This window comes from Brevibacterium moorei (genome assembly GCF_024580735.1).
Lineage (GTDB): Bacteria > Actinomycetota > Actinomycetes > Actinomycetales > Brevibacteriaceae > Brevibacterium > Brevibacterium moorei.
Genome location: NZ_JANIJX010000032.1, coordinates 1 through 17,004, shown reverse-complemented (window position 1 = coordinate 17,004; position 17,004 = coordinate 1). Strand labels below are relative to the sequence as shown.

The following is a 17,004-nucleotide window of genomic DNA, read 5'->3' as shown; positions in this document are numbered from 1 at the left end:
CCGTTCAGAGTTCGGTGATGGTGTCGGCAACCTCGGCGCGTGCATTCTTGGCGGGATGCGTGCCGGGGTTGTTGTTCTTGCTGGCGCAGACGGGCCCGATGTGGTCTCTGAGGCTTTTGTCTGCCCAGATCGGTGCACCGCAGGCGCTGCAGCGGGTGGTGAGTTCGTAGCCCAGACTGTTCGCCTTGGCTCGGACCGCTGCAATCTCCGATTCCGTGTGGACTGGCGAGATTTCGGGATAATCCGTCATCGTGTCCCCCTGTTCTCGGCTTCGATCTGTTCGGCTTCCCAGGACAGGACATCTTCCAGTCGGTAGCGGACGTACCGCCCTACCCGGAAACTCTGCGGGCCGTAGCCGTTGACCTTCCACACTGCGAGCGTCTGGGTGGGAAGCCCGTAGCGTTCTGCGAGTTGCTTCCGGGACAGGATCACTGGTGCAGCATCGGCAAGGGCGATGCCTGCTCGGCCGGGTGTCATATTTGATGACATTATCTCTCCTTCGTCAGTTGTGATGACTGAAACTGAGAGTACATGCCTTGGAACGGTTCCGCAACTGACAAATGACGATAGAACATGTATTGTCAGTTTTCATGACACAAGACCAAGGGGAGACCTGGCCCGAACGCCAGGCAAAACAGGTCGGGGTCCGCGTCAAACAGCTACGCGAACAAGCTGGCTTGACTGCAAGCCAGGTCGCGGACACCTGCACCAAACAACTCGATTACAAGCTCAACAGGACCGCTCTCAACAACCTTGAAGCGGGACTAAGAAAGAGCGTCACCGTTGCTGAAATAGCGGCCATTGCAACAGCGATCGGGGCGGCTCCCCTCTCGCTGCTCATTGACATTGCTGGCGAACGAGACGTTGAGTTTGTAGGAAACAACTTCGCCAAGCCGTGGGATGCCTGGCGCTGGTGGGTCGGAGAGAAAGAGCTTCCAGTCATTCCAGGGCAAGACAACGAGCTAGCTACCCAGTCTGGCCAGGTGGCTACGCTAATGCGTGAACTTGCCACTCAGGTTGATGCGTATTGGAATCTGGAGGAGATGTTCGTAGAACAGATACGGAGCGATCCAGACCTAGTTTCTGACCTGTACATTCGTTCTGAACTCGCTCATTATGCGAATAGGGCTCGCCACACGTACTTGCAACTTCGCAAGAGGGGAATGGATGTCACATTGCCTGACAAAATCCGATACAGAGCCAAGCTCTCAGACATCTATAGCAAAGCCGGAGTACCGTTACCGATCGAGTTCGCCAAGAAAGAGATGGACCTCGCCAAAACGGATTTCACCAAGACCGATGATGAGGACCCCACTGATGTCTAGGCCACCGATGAACCCGGGCGAGCACGGGCGTATATCGTTCACCCAACTGCCAGACGGCCGGCAACGAGCCCGGGCCCGCTACCGTGACTTCACCGGGCGCCGCAAACAGGTCGAAGCCATTGGGCGCAGTAAGGCGCGTGCCGAGAAAGTGCTACTGCAAAAACTCGCACAGGTGATGCAGACCTCCGGCGACGACATCAGCGGGACAACCACCGTAGCCCAGCTATCAACCGTCTACCTGGCCCACATTCGGGCCTCGGACAACTGGGTAGAACAGAGCGTGCAACGCTACGAGGCAGTCATCAACGGGCACATCCTGGCCGGCCTCGGGGAACTGCGCCTGATGGAAGTCGCCGTGTCCCGCGTAGCGAACTTCCTGCGCACCCTCAACGATCGCACCCCTGGCGCCGCGGCCACCTGCAGGACCGTGCTCAACGGCATGTTCAGGATCGCCGTCGAACACGACGCCCTCAAGTCGAACCCGGTCCGGGACATCACCCTTCCGACGCGGAAGAAGAAGCCAGTGCAGGCTCTCACAGTTGATGAGGTGGACGAACTGCGCGCCGGCCTGCGCGAGTGGGAGAACGAACCCGGCGTGCACGGACCTGCACGCGGGACAGAGCTATCGGACTTGGTGGACATAATGCTCGGCTCGGGTATCCGCATTGGTGAGGCCCTGGCCCTGCGTTGGTCGGACGTGGATCTAGCCGCCAGTAAGCCGACGATCACTGTGTCTGCCACCATGGCCTACATCAAGGGCAAGGGGAACAGGCGTCAGACACACCCGAAGACGGAAGCCGGCTACCGGATCATCACCGTGCCCGACTTTGTCGTCGATGTTCTGCTGCGCCGATCGGTCGAGGCGGTGCCCACGGAGTCGGACGCGGTGTTTCCCAGCGGCAAAGGCACGTTCAGGTGGCCCAACAATGTCCGGCGGGGCCTGCGTTCGGCGTTGGAGGACATGAAGAAGGATGGCTGGATTCATCCTCACGTCCTGCGGAAGACCATGGCCACGCTGGCGGCGACGGAGAAGACGTTGGAGGAGGTCGCCGCGATCCTCGGCCAGGTGGGCACGCGGACTGCACGCAACCACTACGTGAAGCGTGCCGCGGTGGCGCCTGATGCTACTTCGGTATTGGAGAGGTTCGGCGGGAACCGGATTGAAAAAGATGAGTAAGCGTGGGATTGGTGACTTGAAATCACCAGTCGGTAAGGCCCCTGATCTGGTGTTTTCCCAGGTCAGGGGCCTTTTTCGTGGTACCCCCACTGGGACTCGAACCCAGACTGAACCGATTTTAAGTCGGTTGCCTCTGCCATTGGGCTATGGGGGCGTACCGTTCCACTCTAACGCACCCGGGCCCGCGTAGCATGTCCGGCATGGAGACCGTCCCCGCGCTGCGCACCGATCACAGTCACCTGTTCCCCGGGTCCCGCCTCGGGCCGGCCGACCCGGCCACACCCGCCGAGATCCCGGCCGCCGGCGAGGTCGTGGTGCTGTTCTCCGACGGCTCCAGCGCCGAAGCAGAGCTTTCCCCGCAGGATTCCGGTCCCCTCCTCAGGGTGCAGGCGTACCGGACCGCCGCCGGCACCCCGATCGCCCAGAAGTCCTGGCGGCTCCGGGTCGAAGACCGGCACCTCAAGGTCCTGGGCCCCGCTGCCTGAGCATGAGCAAAGGGCCCGGGTGCCATCCAGTCGGATGGCACCCGGGCCCTTTGCCGGGTTCGGAGCACGGGGCTCAGGACACCGGCATCAGCTCACCGGGAGCGGCTCACTTCGCGGCGGGGGCGTCCTTCGGAGCCTTGCGCGGAGCCGGCTTCGAGTGCGCGGCCTCGACGAAGGCCTTGCGCGGCACGTCCGCGTCCTTCAGCGGGGTGACATCGCGGCCCACGACGGCGTTGAGGATCCAGTTGCCGAAGACCTTGACCTTGCGGTCCACGGTCGGGATCGCGTAGCCGTGGTACAGGCGGTGCATGAGCCAGGCCGGGAAGCCCTTGAGGTTCTTGTCGCCGAGCTTCGAAGCACCCTTGTACAGACCCAGGCCGGCGACCGAACCGATCGTCTTGTGGAAGTACTGCTTGAATTCGGTTTCACCGCGCAGCGCGGCCAGCAGGTTCTGGGCCAGGACGGGGGCCTGGCGCGAAGCGTGCTGGGCGTTCGGAACGCAGTAGCCGCCGGGGCCCATGCCCGACAGGTCCGGAACGGCGCAGGAGTCGCCGGCGCCCCAGGCATCGGCCACGACATTGCCGTCTTCGTCCTCGACGCGCAGATCGGCGCGGACCGTCAGGCGGCCGCGCTCGTCCAGCGGCAGGTCGGAGTCGACCAACAGCGGGTTGGCCTTGACACCGGCGGACCACAGGATGGTGTCGGCGTCGAATTCCTCACCGGAGGACAGCTTGACGTGCTTGTCGGTGCAGTCCTGCAGGAAGGTCGACAGGTAGACGTCGATGCCGCGGTCGCGCATGTGCTGCACAACCCACTTGGCGGTCTCCGGGGTGACCTCCGGCATGATCTTGTCCAGGGCCTCGACCAGCACGAAGCGGACATCCGCTTCGGTCAGGGTCTCGTGTTCGGCGACGGCCGAACGGACCATGTCCTCGATTTCGCACAGCGCTTCGACGCCGGCGAAGCCGCCACCGACGTTGACGAAGGTCAGCGCGGTCCGACGGGCTTCGTCGTCTTCCATCAGAGCTGCGGCGGACAGCTGGTTGAGGACGTGGTCGCGGATCGCGACGGCCTCTTCGATGCGCTTGAGTCCGATGCCCTCTTCGGCCAGGCCCGGGATGGGCAGGGTACGGGGCACGGAGCCGGCGGCGATGACCAGCTGGTCGTAGTCGAGCTCGAAGGGCTCATCGCCTTCGGCCTCGATGGTCGCGAACTTCTTGTCGTGGTTGATTGCGCGGACGTAACCGGTGATGACTTCGGCACCCTTGAGGTTGCGGCGCAGCGGCACGATGGCGTGGCGCGGCTCGATCGAACCGGCGGCGACCTCCGGCAGGAACGGCGCGTAGGTCATGTACGGGTTCGGGTCGACCACGGTGACGGTGGCTTCGCCACGGCCCAGGCCTTTCAGCAGATTCTGAGCGGTGATGAGGCCAACATAGCCACCACCGACAACGAGGATACGGGGACGCAGTTTCGAGTTTCTAATCAAAGCCATGCCCTAATTCTATGTCCGATCGACAAAGCTCGCTACAGGCGGGGTCGTCTCCAAGCTCACAATTCTTCGGACGTCCGAGAATCCGCCGGTCCGTCGCCGGGTCGACCACACGGTGATTCCGCCCCGATTCCGCCCTGTTCGGCTGCCATCCGTGCGCTTTGCCCGGCACCTGCACCACTCCCGCGGCGCACCCGGATCAGCCCGAGGCACGCGCAGACCAGCGCGGCGATGATCCCGCTTGCCAGGACGACGGGTCCCAGCACTGCCCGCGGACGACCCTGCTGGGCCTGCGCCGGGGTGTCGGTAGCGGCCGCTGTGGTGGCCGGGGCCGAGGCGCCCGCCGTGTTCTGCGGCGCCGTATCGGCCCGCCGGTGCATGGTCCTCCAGGCGGCCAGTTCCTCAGCAGCCGAGCGCGGATGCTCGGCCGGCGAAGCCGCAAGAGCCGCCAGCGGGTCCAGGCGTCCGAAACCCACCGTCGGGTCCGGCTGCGCGGCGGTGCCCCTGCCCTTGTGACCCTTGACCGGGGCGGCCGAATGCAGCAGCACGTCGGAGACCTGGTCCGCTGAGTAGTCGGGATGGGCGCTGCGGATGAGTGCCGCAACCCCCGCGACCACGGGGGCCGCGAAGGAGCAGCCCTCGGCCTCCGCATAACCTCCCTGGTAGAACGGCACCGGGATCGCCTGGGCCGGACCCATCAGATCCACCGAGGTGCCCGGAGCAGAGGATGCCTGATCGACGCGACCGTCCCGGCCCAGGCCGCCGACGCCGATCACCCCGGGCACCGTCGCCGGCGACCAGGCCCGCCTGGCGCCCTGGGATCGGTTGCCGACGCAGGCGACGACGAGGACGTCCTTGCTGTAGGCGTAGCCGAAGGCCTCGTCCCAGGACTCGGGCCAGGCCGGATCGTCCCAGCCCAGGGACATGTTGATGACCCGTGCCCCCTTGTCAACCGCCCAGCGCACCGCCTGTGCGGCCTGGGTCCGTGAATCGGAGGAACCATCGGGGGCGCCTGAGCCCAGCCACATCGAGGCCGAGAGCAGTTCGGCGTCCGGGGCCACGCCGCGCGGACCCTCTCCAACGCCCTGGCCGGCGATCACCCCGGCGACCGCGGTGCCGTGCTTGATCGTCTCCTCCGGCCCCACCGGGGTGCGGCCGTCCTTGCCGGATCCGGAGAAGTCCTTGGCCGCGACCACCGTATCGTGCAGATCCTCGTGGGAATCCTTGATCCCGGAGTCGATCACGGCGACCTTCACACCCTTGCCGGTGCTGGTCTTCCATGCCCTGTCAATCCCGTAGTCGGAGATGTACCACTGGCCCGGGCCCGCCGTGGGTGCGGCCAGTGCCGCGCCCGGAACCAGGCAACCGGCCAGCAGCGCGCAGACCGCGAACAATCCCGATGCCGGGCGCATGCTCAGTCCTGTCCCAGCCGCAGCGCCGTGCCGTCGAGGATATCGGCCTCGCTGGCCATGACGACCGGCGCGCTGCCGGTGGCGGCCAGTACCTGGGCACTGATCCGCTGGAGCAGGCGGGAGAAGATCAGGGCTCCGGCCCCGATCACGTCGACCCGGCCGGGGTGCATGAAGCCCAGTCCGGCACGCTGCGCCCGCGGCATGGCTGTGAGTTCGGCGCAGGTGGCCACGGTGTCGTCCAGGTCCAGGCGGGCACCGTGGATGGCGGCACGATCGTAGGCCTCTAGCCCGAGGACTGCGGCTGCCACCGTCGTCACGGTGCCGGCGACGCCGACAATCGTACGGGTACCCGAGACGTCGACGGTTTCCAGGGCCCGGTCGTACCAGGCGTCCACCGCGGCCTGCGCGGCCTCCACCTCTGCAGCGCTCGGCGGGTCCGAGCGCAGGAGGCGTTCGGTCAAGCGCACGCAGCCGATGTCCATGCTGAAGGCCGCGTCCACCTCCCGGGTGCCCGTGACCAGTTCGGTCGACCCCCCGCCCAGGTCCATCACCAGATAGGGAGCCGCCGGGGCGTCCTGGCCGGTGCCCAGGGTCGCGGTGGCGCCCAGGAACGACAGTCCCGCCTCCGCCACGCCGGTGATGACCTCGGGATCGACTCCCAGGCGCTCCCGGACGCCGGCGAAGAACTCCTCACGATTGGCCGCATCCCGGCTGGCCGAAGTGGCAACGAAGCGGACGCGCTGCGCCCCGTGGTCGGCGATCAGCCGCGCGTACTCCTCACAGGCCGCGAAGGTCCGCTCGAGCGCCTCGGGGGCGAATGCGCCGGTGCGGTCGACACCCTGGCCCAGGCGCACGATTCGCATCTCACGGACCACATCGCTCAGCCGGCCGGCGGCGATGTCGGCGATGAGCAGGCGGATCGAGTTCGTGCCGCAGTCGATCGCGGCCACCCGCACGGCACTACTCACCGCCTCGGCCCGTGCATCATCATCCGATGCGGGGGCCGCCGCTGTTGGGTCCGGTACCGCTGCTCCCGTCGCCGAGGCCTGGGCCGGCGCCGGTACTCCGGTCATGAGCGAGATCGCGCGGTCGCCGATCGGGTTGACCCCGGGGCCCGCCGCCAGGGCGTGGCCGACCAGGGCGTGCAGGCATTTGACCCGCACCGGCATGCCGCCGGCGGAGAAGTCCTTGATCTCCGGCACGTCATCGGTCCCGGCCAGGCGGCCCAGTGCCGCTCGGCGGTCCAGATAGTCCCGGTGGGCGTTGGCGTAGGCGGCCGCCAGGTCCGCGTCCTCGCCCAGTTCCCGCGTCCATTCGGCCATGGTGCCGGCGGCCTCCAGGCGCGAGGCCTCGGCGACGTATGCGGGATGGCTCAGATAGAAGGAGGTGGGAAACGGCGTGCCATCCGGCAGACGGGGCGCGGTGGCCACGACCAGCGGCGTGCCATCGACGGCCCTCGCTGCGATGCCGACGACCCCGCGGGGGATGCGCCCCAACTGTTCGTGAACGACGTCGAGGTCTGCCTGCGTGGCCGGTGTGATCATCTACTGCTCCTGCGTGGCGGTTCCGACGGCCTTGAGGGAGTCGAGGAGTTCGACGTACCACGGCCGGCCGCTATCGCCCTTGTTTGCCTGTCTGTCTGCCTGGGCGATCGTCTGTTCGCCCGTTGATGTGCCGTCCTCGTCGATGACGATGTAAACGGTCTCACCCTTCTTCACGTACTGCTGTTCCTGACGGGCCAGGCCGGCCAGGTAAACAGGGTCCTTCAGTTTAGCCTGTTTGCCCTGCAGATCCGTGATCTCCGATTCGAGCGCGGAGTTCTGGCTCTCCAGCGATCCGATCCGCTGCCACTGTCTGATCCCGGAATTCACCGTCGGCACGAACATCACCAGCACCAGCGCCAACGCGGCGATGATCATCAGCCGCCGCAGGCTGATGCGCCGCCGATCGTCTCGCGAGGTGGCCCGGCCGCCGGCGCGCACACCGGGCAACCGGGACCTGCGTCTGCGCGTGGCCGCGGAGTTTCTAGGACCGCGCTTTCTGCTCGCCGCCATGGCCACCTCGGATCTCGTGCATAGGGGAAGGGAAGGCACGACCCTTCAAGTCTGCCTTCCCCTCCCCTACCAGTGGCGGATTTCCACCGGTGTGTCAGCCGTACAGCGCGACGCCGTTGTCAGTCCTGCGCGAAGCGCGGGAATGCCCCGCGGCCGGCGTAGCGGGCGGCGTCGCCGAGCAGTTCCTCGATGACCAGCAGCCGGTTGTACTTGGCCACACGCTCCGAGCGGGCCGGCGCACCGGTCTTGATCTGGCCGGCGTTGGTCGCCACTGCCAGGTCCGCGATCGTCGTGTCCTCGGTCTCGCCCGAGCGGTGCGAGATCATGCAGCGGTAGCCATTGCGCTGGGCCAGTTCCACTGCGTCCAGCGATTCGGTCAGCGTGCCGATCTGGTTGACCTTGACCAGCAGGGCATTCGCCGCACCCTCATCGATCCCGCGCTGCAGACGCTCCGGATTCGTCACGAACAGATCGTCGCCGACGATCTGCACGCGGGCCCCGATCCTCTCGGTCAGATGGGCCCAGCCGGCCCAGTCGTTCTCGTCCAGCGGGTCCTCGATGGACACCAGCGGGTAGGTCTCCAGCAGCGACTCATAGTAGGCGGCCATCTCCTCGGCGGACTTCTGCTCGCCCTCGAAGGTGTAGGAGCCATCGGAGTAGAACTCGCTCGAGGCCACATCCAGGGCCAGGGCGATGTCCTGACCCGGGGTCAGGCCGGCCTCGCGGATCGCATCGATGATGAGGTCCAGGGCCGCGGCATTGGATTCGAGGTTCGGCGCGAAGCCGCCCTCATCGCCCAGCCCTGTCGAGAGACCGCGGGCCTTGAGCACGGACTTCAGCGCGTGGTAGACCTCAGCGCCCCACTGCAGGGCCTGGCGGAAGGTCGCCGCGCCGATCGGGGCGATCATGAACTCCTGGATGTCGACATTCGAGTCCGCGTGCGAACCGCCGTTGAGGATGTTCATCATCGGCACCGGCAGCACGTGGGCGTTGGGCCCGCCCAGGTAGCGGAACAGCGGCAGGTCCACGGAGGCGGCCTGGGCACGGGCCACCGCCAGGGACACGCCCAGGATCGCGTTGGCGCCCAGGCGCTTCTTGTTCTCCGTGCCGTCCAGATCGATCATGGTCTGGTCTAGGATCCGCTGCTCATCGGCTTCGAGTCCGGCAATCGCATCGTTGAGCTCGTCGAGCACGGAGACCACGGCGTTCTGCACGCCCTTGCCGTTATAGCGCTGCGCATCGCCGTCGCGCAGCTCGAAGGCCTCCCATTCGCCGGTCGAGGCGCCGGAGGGGACACCGGCCGAACCGATCGCGCCGTCTTCCAGCAGGACCTCGACCTCAACGGTCGGGTTGCCACGGGAATCGAGGATCTCGCGTGCATTGGCCGCAATAATCTCTGCCATGAATGCTCCAAAGTGTGTGAGGATACTTCCCGTCCGCTACCAGGAGTGGCACGCACGGGCACGTGCACCACCAACTCTAGTGCACGCCGGCCCCGTTCCCGCCCGCTCCCTCGCCCACCGGGCCCGCCGCGGCGACGCTGGCGGCCTCGACGCGTGCGGTGTGGGCGCGCAGTGCGGCCTCTGCATCTACTCCTGCTGTTCCTGCACGACGCACCAGGGCGAAGAGCTGGGCGCCGAAGTCCTCCGGCGTATCCCCCGCGCCAGGTGGCGGCGCTACCGCGGATTCCGCCGGTGCACCGGTGGGTGACGTTCCCGGATCGACTGCCGGCACGGACAGCCGCTGGCAGCGGTCGAGCACGGCCTGCGCCCGGGTCAGCGCCGGCAGGCTGACCGGGACCGAGGCGAAGGAGTCCGCGAGCGCAGTACCCCGGCCGCCCGCCTCGGCTCCGGTATCCGCGGTGCCGCCCGTGGCCGCAGCGCGTTCGGCCCGCTCCTGTGCCTTGATCGCCTCGTACCGGCGTTCGACCTCGGCCAATTCGACGGGCCCATCGGAGTCGAAGACGTGCGGATGACGGCGGATCAGCTTGGCCTTGAGCCGCCCGGCCACCCGGTGCAGGGTCTCCCCCTGCGCCAGCCCGTGGGACTCGTCGAGCAGGGCTGCGTGGAAGATCACCTGATAGAGCACGTCGCCCAGTTCGCCCTCGATCTCCTCTGCATCTCCGCCATCGAGGGCCGCCAGGAGTTCATAGGCCTCCTCCAACAGATAGCGCTGCAGGCTGGCGTGGGTGTGCGCCGCGGCCCACGGGCAGCGGGCCCGCAGGTAGGCCATCACGCCGGCCAGGTCCAGAGCCCCCGTATCCGGGCGCTCCCAGCGGACTTCACCGGCGGGTTCCGCTCCGGGCGCCGTCGGTTCCTCGCCTGGGGTCCCCGTCTGCGGCCCCCTCACGAGGCCGCTTCCGCGGCCTCGACCGGCAGAATCGCGTCGAGGAACGACATGCACCAGGTGATGAGCGGCCCGTCGACCAGGTCCGACTTGTCGAAGCCACTGCCGGCCTGCGGTTTGGGCACCAACACCGAGCGGATCGCCGGCTTGATCAGCGTCTTGGGGTAGAGCCGTTTGAGGCGCACCAACTGACTGTCAAGCAGCTCGACCGGCCCGAAGCGGATGAAATTGCCCTGTGCCACGATCTCGTTGACGCCCGAGGCCCTGGCGCGGATGCGCAGTCGGGCGATATCGGCCAGCACCGCCACGGCCTCGGGATAGGGCCCATAACGGTCGGTGAGTTCGGCCAGCACGTCCTGGATGTCGGCCTCGCTGGTGGCCCCGGCCAGTTTCCGGTAGGCCTCCAGGCGCAGGCGTTCGTGGTCGACGTAATCTTGCGGCAGGTGTGCGTCGATGGGGAGTTCGACCCGCATCTCCGGGGCCTCCTCGACCGTTTCGTCCTTGAGGTTGGCGACCGCCTCGCCCACCATGCGCACGTACAGGTCGAAGCCCACGCCCTCGATCTGGCCCGACTGCTGGCCGCCCAGCAGGTTGCCGGCCCCGCGGATCTCGAGATCCTTCATCGCGATCTGCATGCCCGCTCCCAGCTCGGTGTGGGCGGCCAGGGTGGCCAGCCGGTCGTGGGCGGTCTCGCTCAGCTGCAGGTCGTTCGGATAGAGGAAGTAGGCGTAGGCGCGTTCGCGCCCGCGCCCCACCCGCCCGCGCAACTGGTGCAGCTGGCTCAGACCCAGGCGATCGGCGTGGTCGATGATGAGGGTATTGGCATTGGAGATGTCCATACCGGTCTCCACGATCGTCGTACACACCAACACGTCGTAGCGCTTCTCCCAGAAGTCCACCATCACCTGTTCGAGGCGGGACTCGCTCATCTTCCCGTGTGCCACGGCGATTCGCGCCTCCGGCACGAGTTCGGCCAGGTGCCCGGCGACCCGTTCGATGTCCTGGACCCGGTTGTGGATGAAGAACACCTGGCCCTCGCGCAGCATCTCCCTGCGGATCGCGGCGCGCACCTGTTTGTCCTCGTAGCGGCCCACATAGGTCAGCACCGGGTGGCGCTCCTCCGGGGGCGTGGCCAGTGTGGACATCTCCCTGATCCCGGTGACCGCCATCTCCAGGGTGCGCGGGATCGGGGTGGCGGACATGGACAGCACATCGACGTCCAGCCGCATCGCCTTGAGCGTTTCCTTGTGTTCCACGCCGAAACGCTGTTCCTCGTCGACGATGACCAGCCCCAGGTCCTTGAACTTCATCTCCCCGGAGAGCAGCCGGTGGGTGCCGATCACGACGTCCAGCCTGCCGGCGGCCAAGTCCTCCTTGACCTGTTTGGACTCGGCCGTGCTCTGGAAGCGCGACAGACGCCCCACCGTCACGGGGAAGCCCGCATAGCGCTCGGAGAAGGTGTCGTAGTGCTGCTGGACCAACAGGGTGGTCGGCACCAGCACCGCCACCTGCTTGCCGTCCTGCACTGCCTTGAACGCAGCACGGATCGCAACCTCGGTCTTGCCGTAGCCCACATCGCCGCAGACCAGCCGGTCCATCGGCACCTGCGATTCCATATCGGCCTTGACCTCGTCGATGGTCGTCAACTGGTCCGGGGTCTCGTTGTAGGCGAAGGCGTCCTCGAGCTCGTGCTGCCACGGGGTGTCGGGGGCGAAGGCGTGGCCCTTGGTGGCCCGGCGCACCGAATACAGACGCACCAACTCGCCGGCGATCTCCCTGACCGCCTTGCGCGCCCTGGACTTCGTCTTCGACCAGTCGGAGCCGCCCATCTTGTTCAGGGTCGGGGCGTCGCCGCCGACGTACTTGGTGACCTGGTCGAGCGCATCGGAGGGCACATAGAGCCGGTCACCTGGCTGTCCGCGCTTGCTCGGCGCATACTCGATGACCAGGTATTCGCGGGTGTGCTGCTGCTTGCCGCGCCCGGCCGTGCGCTTGACCATTTCGACGAACCGGCCGACCCCGTGCTGTTCGTGCACGACGTAGTCACCGGGTTTGAGGTCCAGTGGGTCGACCTGATTGCGCTTGCGCCGCGCAGGCAACCGCCGCATATCCCGGGTGGACACGGCAGCGGCCCGGCCCAATACCTCGGCCTCGGTGAGCACCGCAAGGCCCGCGGCGTCGAAGACGAAACCGGCGAAGGGAGCCGCCGTGGTCACCGTCACCGTGCCCGGCGTACCAGGTTCGGGCAGATCCGTCACCAGGGTGGCGGGCAGATCCGCTTCGTTGAACACCTCGACCAGGCGCTCGCCGGGGCCCCGACCCTCCGTGAGCACGTAGACGTTCCAGCCGTCGTGCACGTGCGTCCGGACATCGGCCAGCACCGCTTCGACATCGCCGGCGTAGCCGCGGGGTTCGCGTGCGCCGATCTGGACAATGGTGTCGTCGGCCCCCAGCAGTTCCAGATCCTTGGCGAATCCGCCCATATTCCACCACGGCAGGCCCAGCACCCCGGCGGCCTCATGGGTCTCGGCCAGAGTCCTGAAACTCGCCGCGGACAGGTCGACGGGGGCCTGCCCGCCCGCTGCCGAGGCCGACCAGGCGGCGGCCAGGAACTCCTCGGTGGTGGCCACCAGGTCCGCGGCGCGCGCGGAAACCTTCTCCGGATCGGTCACGACCACTCTGGTGTCGCCCGCCATGCGGGCCAGCAGCGGCTCCATCCCATCGGCCAGGACCGGGGCCAGGGACTCCATGCCCTCCACCGCGATCCCATCTGCGACCTTCTCCAGCAGATCTGCGGCCGCCGGGATCCGGGGAATCAGGCTGCGGGCCCGGTCGCGCACGGCCTGGGTCAACAGCACCTCCCTGCACGGCGGGGCCCACAGGGTATAGACCGCGCCCTCGGCCACCGGCAGCGAACGCTGATCGGCCACGGAGAACGGCCGGATCTCGTCGACCTCATCGCCGAAGAACTCCACGCGCAGGGCCTGGTCGTCCGTTGGCGGGAAGATATCGAGGATGCCACCGCGCACCGCGTATTCGCCGCGGCGCGAGACCATGTCGACGCGCGAATAGGCCAGACCGGACAGGCGCTCGGCCAGATCGGCCAGGTCAGCGGTGTCGCCGGCGGCCAGTTCGACGGGCGCAAGTTCGCCGAGTCCCTGTACCAGTGGTTGGACGACCGCGCGGATCGGGGCGACGGTGATGCGGATCGCCCCGCCATCGTCCGGATGGGCCAGGCGCCGGAGCACGGACAGGCGTCGGCCGACGGTATCCGAGCGCGGGGACAGCCGCTCATGGGGCAGGGTCTCCCAGCTGGGGAAGAACGCGATCTCCTCCGGCGGGTACATCCCCCGCAGGGCCGCGGCCAGTTCCTCGGCCTCGCGCCCGGTGGCGGTCACCGCCAGGACCGGATGGGCGCGCCCGGCTGCCGCGATCAGATATGGCCACAGGCCCTTGACCGCGTCGATCTCACCGCCTTGCGGATCGGAGTCGAGCGCGTGGGTTGCGGCCGCTACGTCAGGAAGGGCCGACAGGGCAGAGGAGATACCGCGAAGAGACACCCCCCGAGTCTACAAGGTGGACCCGTGCCCGGCAGCCGACGTCCAGGCCCGGTACAGCCCGGTCGGGGAGAATGCGGGCATGCGATCCTATGGTCTGCGTTTCCTCTCCCCAGCGCTACTGCTGGTACTCATGTGGGTCATTCGCGGCCTCGAATGGTTCGTGCCAGGCGGCCTCACGCACCTGGGGCTGACCTCCTGGCGCCCCGCCTCCCTGGCGGGCGTTGTGGCCTCGCCCCTCCTGCACGCCGACTGGCCCCATCTGCTGGCCAACTCCGCACCCTTCCTGATCCTGGGCTGCTTGGTCACCACGGCAGGCGTCGCCCGGTTCTGGATCGTCACGGCAGTGGGCGCGCTGGCCTCGGGACTCGCGGCCTTCATCCTCAACCCACCAGGGATCACCACCGTCGGGGCATCCGGGCTGATCTTCGCGTACTTCGCCTATCTGCTCCTGGCCGGCTTCTACGCCCCCGACTGGCCACGCCGCATCGGCTTGTGGGCGGTGGCCCTGCTGGTCTTCGGAGCCTATGGGGCCTCGCTGTTCGCCGGCCTGGTCCCCGGCACCGCCGGAGTGTCCTGGCAGGGACATCTGGGCGGGGCATGCGGGGCTCTGGTCTGCGCCCGACTGCGACGGCGTAACATTGACCCTGACCGTCCGGGCTCGAACGGGCCCGCCATCCGAACGAGGAGATCAGCACAGTGGCGACAATTGCCTCCGATATCGTGGACCACCTCCGCGCATCCGGTATCACCCGTGTCTACGGCATTCCCGGTGACTCCCTCAACGGCTTCACCGATTCCCTGCGCACCGACGACGCCATCTCCTGGGTCCACGTCCGGCACGAGGAGGCCGCCGCCTTCGCCGCGGCCGCCGATGCCGAACTGACCGGGAATCTGGGCGTATGCGCGGGTTCCTGCGGCCCTGGCAACCTACACTTCATCAACGGCCTGTTCGATGCACAGCGTTCGCGGGTGCCCGTGCTGGCCATCGCCGCCCACATTCCCTCGGAGGAGATCGGCAGCGAGTACTTCCAGGCAACGCACCCCACCGAACTGTTCCGGGAGTGCTCGGTCTTCGCCGAAGAGGTCTCGAACCCGGCGCAGATGCCCCGGCTGTTGCGCATTGCGATGCGCGAGGCGATCGAGCGCCGCGGCGTTGCCGTGCTCGTCATCCCCGGTGACGTCGCGCTCAAGCCATCGGCGGGCAAACCAGTCGTACCGGTTCTGCCCACGGCCTCACAGACCGTCCCGGCCGCCGCTGAACTGCAGACCGCGGCTCGGGCACTGAACGAGGGCCGCAAGATCACCATCCTGGCCGGTGCGGGCGCCCAGGGCGCCCACGACGAACTTGTGGAACTGGCGGGCCTGCTCCAGGCCCCCATCGTCCATGCACTGCGCGGCAAGGAGTTCGTCGAATACGACAACCCATACGACGTCGGCATGACCGGCCTGCTGGGCTTCAGCTCCGGCTACCACGCGATGCAGGCCTGCGACACGCTGTTGATGCTGGGCACGGACTTCCCGTACCAGCAGTTCTACCCCGAGCACGCCACCATTGTGCAGGTGGACATCCGCGGGGAGAACCTGGGCAGGCGTACCCCTGTCGACGTCCCACTGCGCGGCGGAGTCAAGGAGACCTGCGCGGCGCTGACCGACCTGGTGCGCCAGAAGAAGGACTCCAAGCACCTGGACGCCATGCGCAAGCACTACGGCAAGACCCGTGGCAAGCTGGACGATCTGGCCAGCCCCACCAGGGACTCCCGGCCCATCCACCCGCAGTACCTGACCCGCCTGATCGATGAGATGGCCGATGACGACGCCGTGTTCATCCCCGATGTGGGTTCACCCGTGGTCTGGGCCGCCCGCTATCTGACGATGAACGGCAAGCGCAGGCTGATCGGTTCATTCAACCACGGTTCCATGGCCAATGGCCTGGTCCACGCGATCGGTGCACAGGCGGCGTTCCCGAAGCGCCAGATCATCTCCATGTCCGGCGATGGTGGACTGGCCATGATGATGGGCGAGCTCATCACCCTGGTGCAGAACAAGCTGCCCGTCAAGACTGTCGTCTACAACAACTCCTCGCTGAACTTCGTGGAGTTGGAGATGAAGGCGGCCGGCTTCGTCACCTTCGGCACCGATCTGGCCAACCCCGATTTCTCCAAGGTGGCCGAGGCCACCGGCATCAAGGGCTTCCGTGTCGAGAAGTCCTCGCAGCTGCCCGAGGTGGTGCGCGAGTTCCTCGCCTACGACGGTCCCGCTGTGCTCGACGTCATCACCGAGCGCCAGGAGATGTCGATGCCCCCGGCTGTGACCGCCGAGCAGGCCAAGGGCTTCGCGCTCTATGCCATCCGCACCGTGATGAGCGGCAAGGGCGATGAACTCGTCGACCTCGCCAGGACGAATCTGCGTCAGATCGTCTGAGACCACGGCGGCACTCCACCGACGAGCGGACGGGGCCCGGGAAACCAGTTGGTTTCCCGGGCCCCCTCCGCTCGGGCCACCGCGCCCTACGGTCAGCGCGAGTGGAACCTCTGCTGGGCCGCTTGCAGCCCCTCGGAGACGAGCGCCTCGACCGCGTCGGCCAGCTCCCCGACGAAGATCGGCAGGGTGGTCCGCTCCGCTGCGCTGAAACGCTGCAGCACGTAATCTGCGGTGTCCATCCGGCCCGGCGGCCGGCCCACCCCGGCGCGCACACGCAGATAGTCCTTGGTGCCCAAATGGCTGCTGATCGAGCGCAAACCGTTGTGTCCGCCCTCTCCCCCGCCCAGCTTCAACCGGATCGACTCATAGGGCAGGTCCACATCGTCATGGATCGCCACGACGTGATCGGCCGGCACCGAATTGAAGCGGGCCAGCTGCCCTACCGGGATACCGGAGTCGTTCATATAGGTCGATGATTTGACCAGGATCGACCTGGGTCCCGGGCCACCGGCCGGCAGTGGCAGCCGGGTCGTGGCCGCCTGCGCCCTGGCCTTGGTCGATCCCAGGCGGGAGCCGGTGCGCTCGAGCAGCTCGTCGATCACCAACTGCCCGATGTTGTGCCGCGTCCCGGCGTAGCGCGCCCCTGGATTGCCCAGCCCGATGATCAGCCAGGTATCGCTCATTGCGTCTCTCCTCGATAACACGACGGCGGCCCCCACCCCCACCCCCCAG

General features: G+C 67.2%; 14 protein-coding genes, 1 tRNA gene and 1 pseudogene. 5 read left to right on the top strand and 11 right to left on the bottom strand.

All coding sequences use genetic code 11. The features are described from left to right. Positions 1-4: 4 nt before the first annotated feature. Both NQ034_RS14790 and NQ034_RS14785 read right to left on the bottom strand, forming a co-directional pair. Positions 5-250, bottom strand: a complete 246-nt coding sequence (locus NQ034_RS14790) for a hypothetical protein (protein WP_257049790.1) — start codon at positions 248-250, stop codon at positions 5-7. Then, positions 247-489, bottom strand: coding sequence for a helix-turn-helix transcriptional regulator (locus tag NQ034_RS14785; protein ID WP_257049788.1), 243 nt, complete (start codon positions 487-489; stop codon positions 247-249). The genes NQ034_RS14790 and NQ034_RS14785 overlap by 4 nt, the downstream gene beginning before the upstream one ends. A 71-nt stretch (positions 490-560) precedes the next feature. On the opposite strand from NQ034_RS14785, the gene NQ034_RS14780 reads away from it, so the two are divergent. Continuing rightward, positions 561-1,325: a helix-turn-helix domain-containing protein gene (locus tag NQ034_RS14780; protein WP_257049786.1), complete on the top strand. Its 765-nt coding sequence runs from the start codon at positions 561-563 to the stop codon at positions 1,323-1,325. A gap of 7 nt (positions 1,326-1,332) precedes the next feature. After that, entirely contained in the window at positions 1,333-2,502 is a 1,170-nt protein-coding gene (locus tag NQ034_RS14775; protein WP_257049784.1) for a tyrosine-type recombinase/integrase, read from the top strand. Between the two features lie 78 nt (positions 2,503-2,580). Here the strand turns inward: NQ034_RS14775 and NQ034_RS14770 are convergent. Beyond that, positions 2,581-2,656, bottom strand: a tRNA-Leu gene (locus NQ034_RS14770). A gap of 46 nt (positions 2,657-2,702) precedes the next feature. On the opposite strand from NQ034_RS14770, the gene NQ034_RS14765 reads away from it, so the two are divergent. Then, entirely contained in the window at positions 2,703-2,987 is a 285-nt protein-coding gene (locus tag NQ034_RS14765) for a hypothetical protein (RefSeq protein ID WP_257049782.1), read from the top strand. A 106-nt stretch (positions 2,988-3,093) separates the two neighbouring features. Here the strand turns inward: NQ034_RS14765 and NQ034_RS14760 are convergent, their stop codons facing one another. The 7 genes from NQ034_RS14760 to mfd form a co-directional block, all read right to left on the bottom strand. After that, on the bottom strand, positions 3,094-4,482 hold the full coding sequence (locus tag NQ034_RS14760; RefSeq protein ID WP_257049780.1) for an NAD(P)/FAD-dependent oxidoreductase: 1,389 nt from the start codon (positions 4,480-4,482) through the stop codon (positions 3,094-3,096). Between the two features lie 56 nt (positions 4,483-4,538). After that, entirely contained in the window at positions 4,539-5,891 is a 1,353-nt protein-coding gene (locus tag NQ034_RS14755; protein WP_257049778.1) for a S8 family peptidase, read from the bottom strand. 2 nt (positions 5,892-5,893) lie between these two features. Then, complete coding sequence (locus NQ034_RS14750; RefSeq protein ID WP_257049776.1) at positions 5,894-7,435, bottom strand: DUF501 domain-containing protein; 1,542 nt, start codon at positions 7,433-7,435, stop codon at positions 5,894-5,896. Further along, complete coding sequence (locus NQ034_RS14745; protein WP_257049773.1) at positions 7,436-7,945, bottom strand: FtsB family cell division protein; 510 nt, start codon at positions 7,943-7,945, stop codon at positions 7,436-7,438. It abuts the gene before it with no gap. Positions 7,946-8,064: 119 nt separating this feature from the next. Further along, on the bottom strand, positions 8,065-9,348 hold the full coding sequence (eno, locus tag NQ034_RS14740; protein ID WP_257049771.1) for a phosphopyruvate hydratase: 1,284 nt from the start codon (positions 9,346-9,348) through the stop codon (positions 8,065-8,067). 76 nt (positions 9,349-9,424) lie between these two features. Continuing rightward, positions 9,425-10,294, bottom strand: a complete 870-nt coding sequence (locus tag NQ034_RS14735; RefSeq protein WP_257049770.1) for a MazG nucleotide pyrophosphohydrolase domain-containing protein — start codon at positions 10,292-10,294, stop codon at positions 9,425-9,427. Then, the gene (gene mfd / locus NQ034_RS14730; protein ID WP_257049768.1) at positions 10,291-13,851 is read right to left on the bottom strand and encodes a transcription-repair coupling factor; all 3,561 of its coding nucleotides are present in this window, start codon (positions 13,849-13,851) and stop codon (positions 10,291-10,293) included. Before mfd ends, NQ034_RS14735 begins: the two co-directional genes overlap by 4 nt. Positions 13,852-13,930: 79 nt before the next feature. Between mfd and NQ034_RS14725 the strand changes: the two are divergent. Further along, positions 13,931-14,464: pseudogene (locus NQ034_RS14725) on the top strand (rhomboid family intramembrane serine protease); the annotation flags it as partial. An 83-nt stretch (positions 14,465-14,547) separates the two neighbouring features. Further along, positions 14,548-16,272: a ubiquinone-dependent pyruvate dehydrogenase gene (gene poxB, locus NQ034_RS14720; protein ID WP_257049767.1), complete on the top strand. Its 1,725-nt coding sequence runs from the start codon at positions 14,548-14,550 to the stop codon at positions 16,270-16,272. 92 nt (positions 16,273-16,364) lie between these two features. Here poxB and pth read toward each other — a convergent pair whose 3' ends face one another. Continuing rightward, entirely contained in the window at positions 16,365-16,955 is a 591-nt protein-coding gene (gene pth / locus NQ034_RS14715) for an aminoacyl-tRNA hydrolase (RefSeq protein ID WP_257049766.1), read from the bottom strand. Between the last annotated feature and the right edge of the window lie 49 nt (positions 16,956-17,004).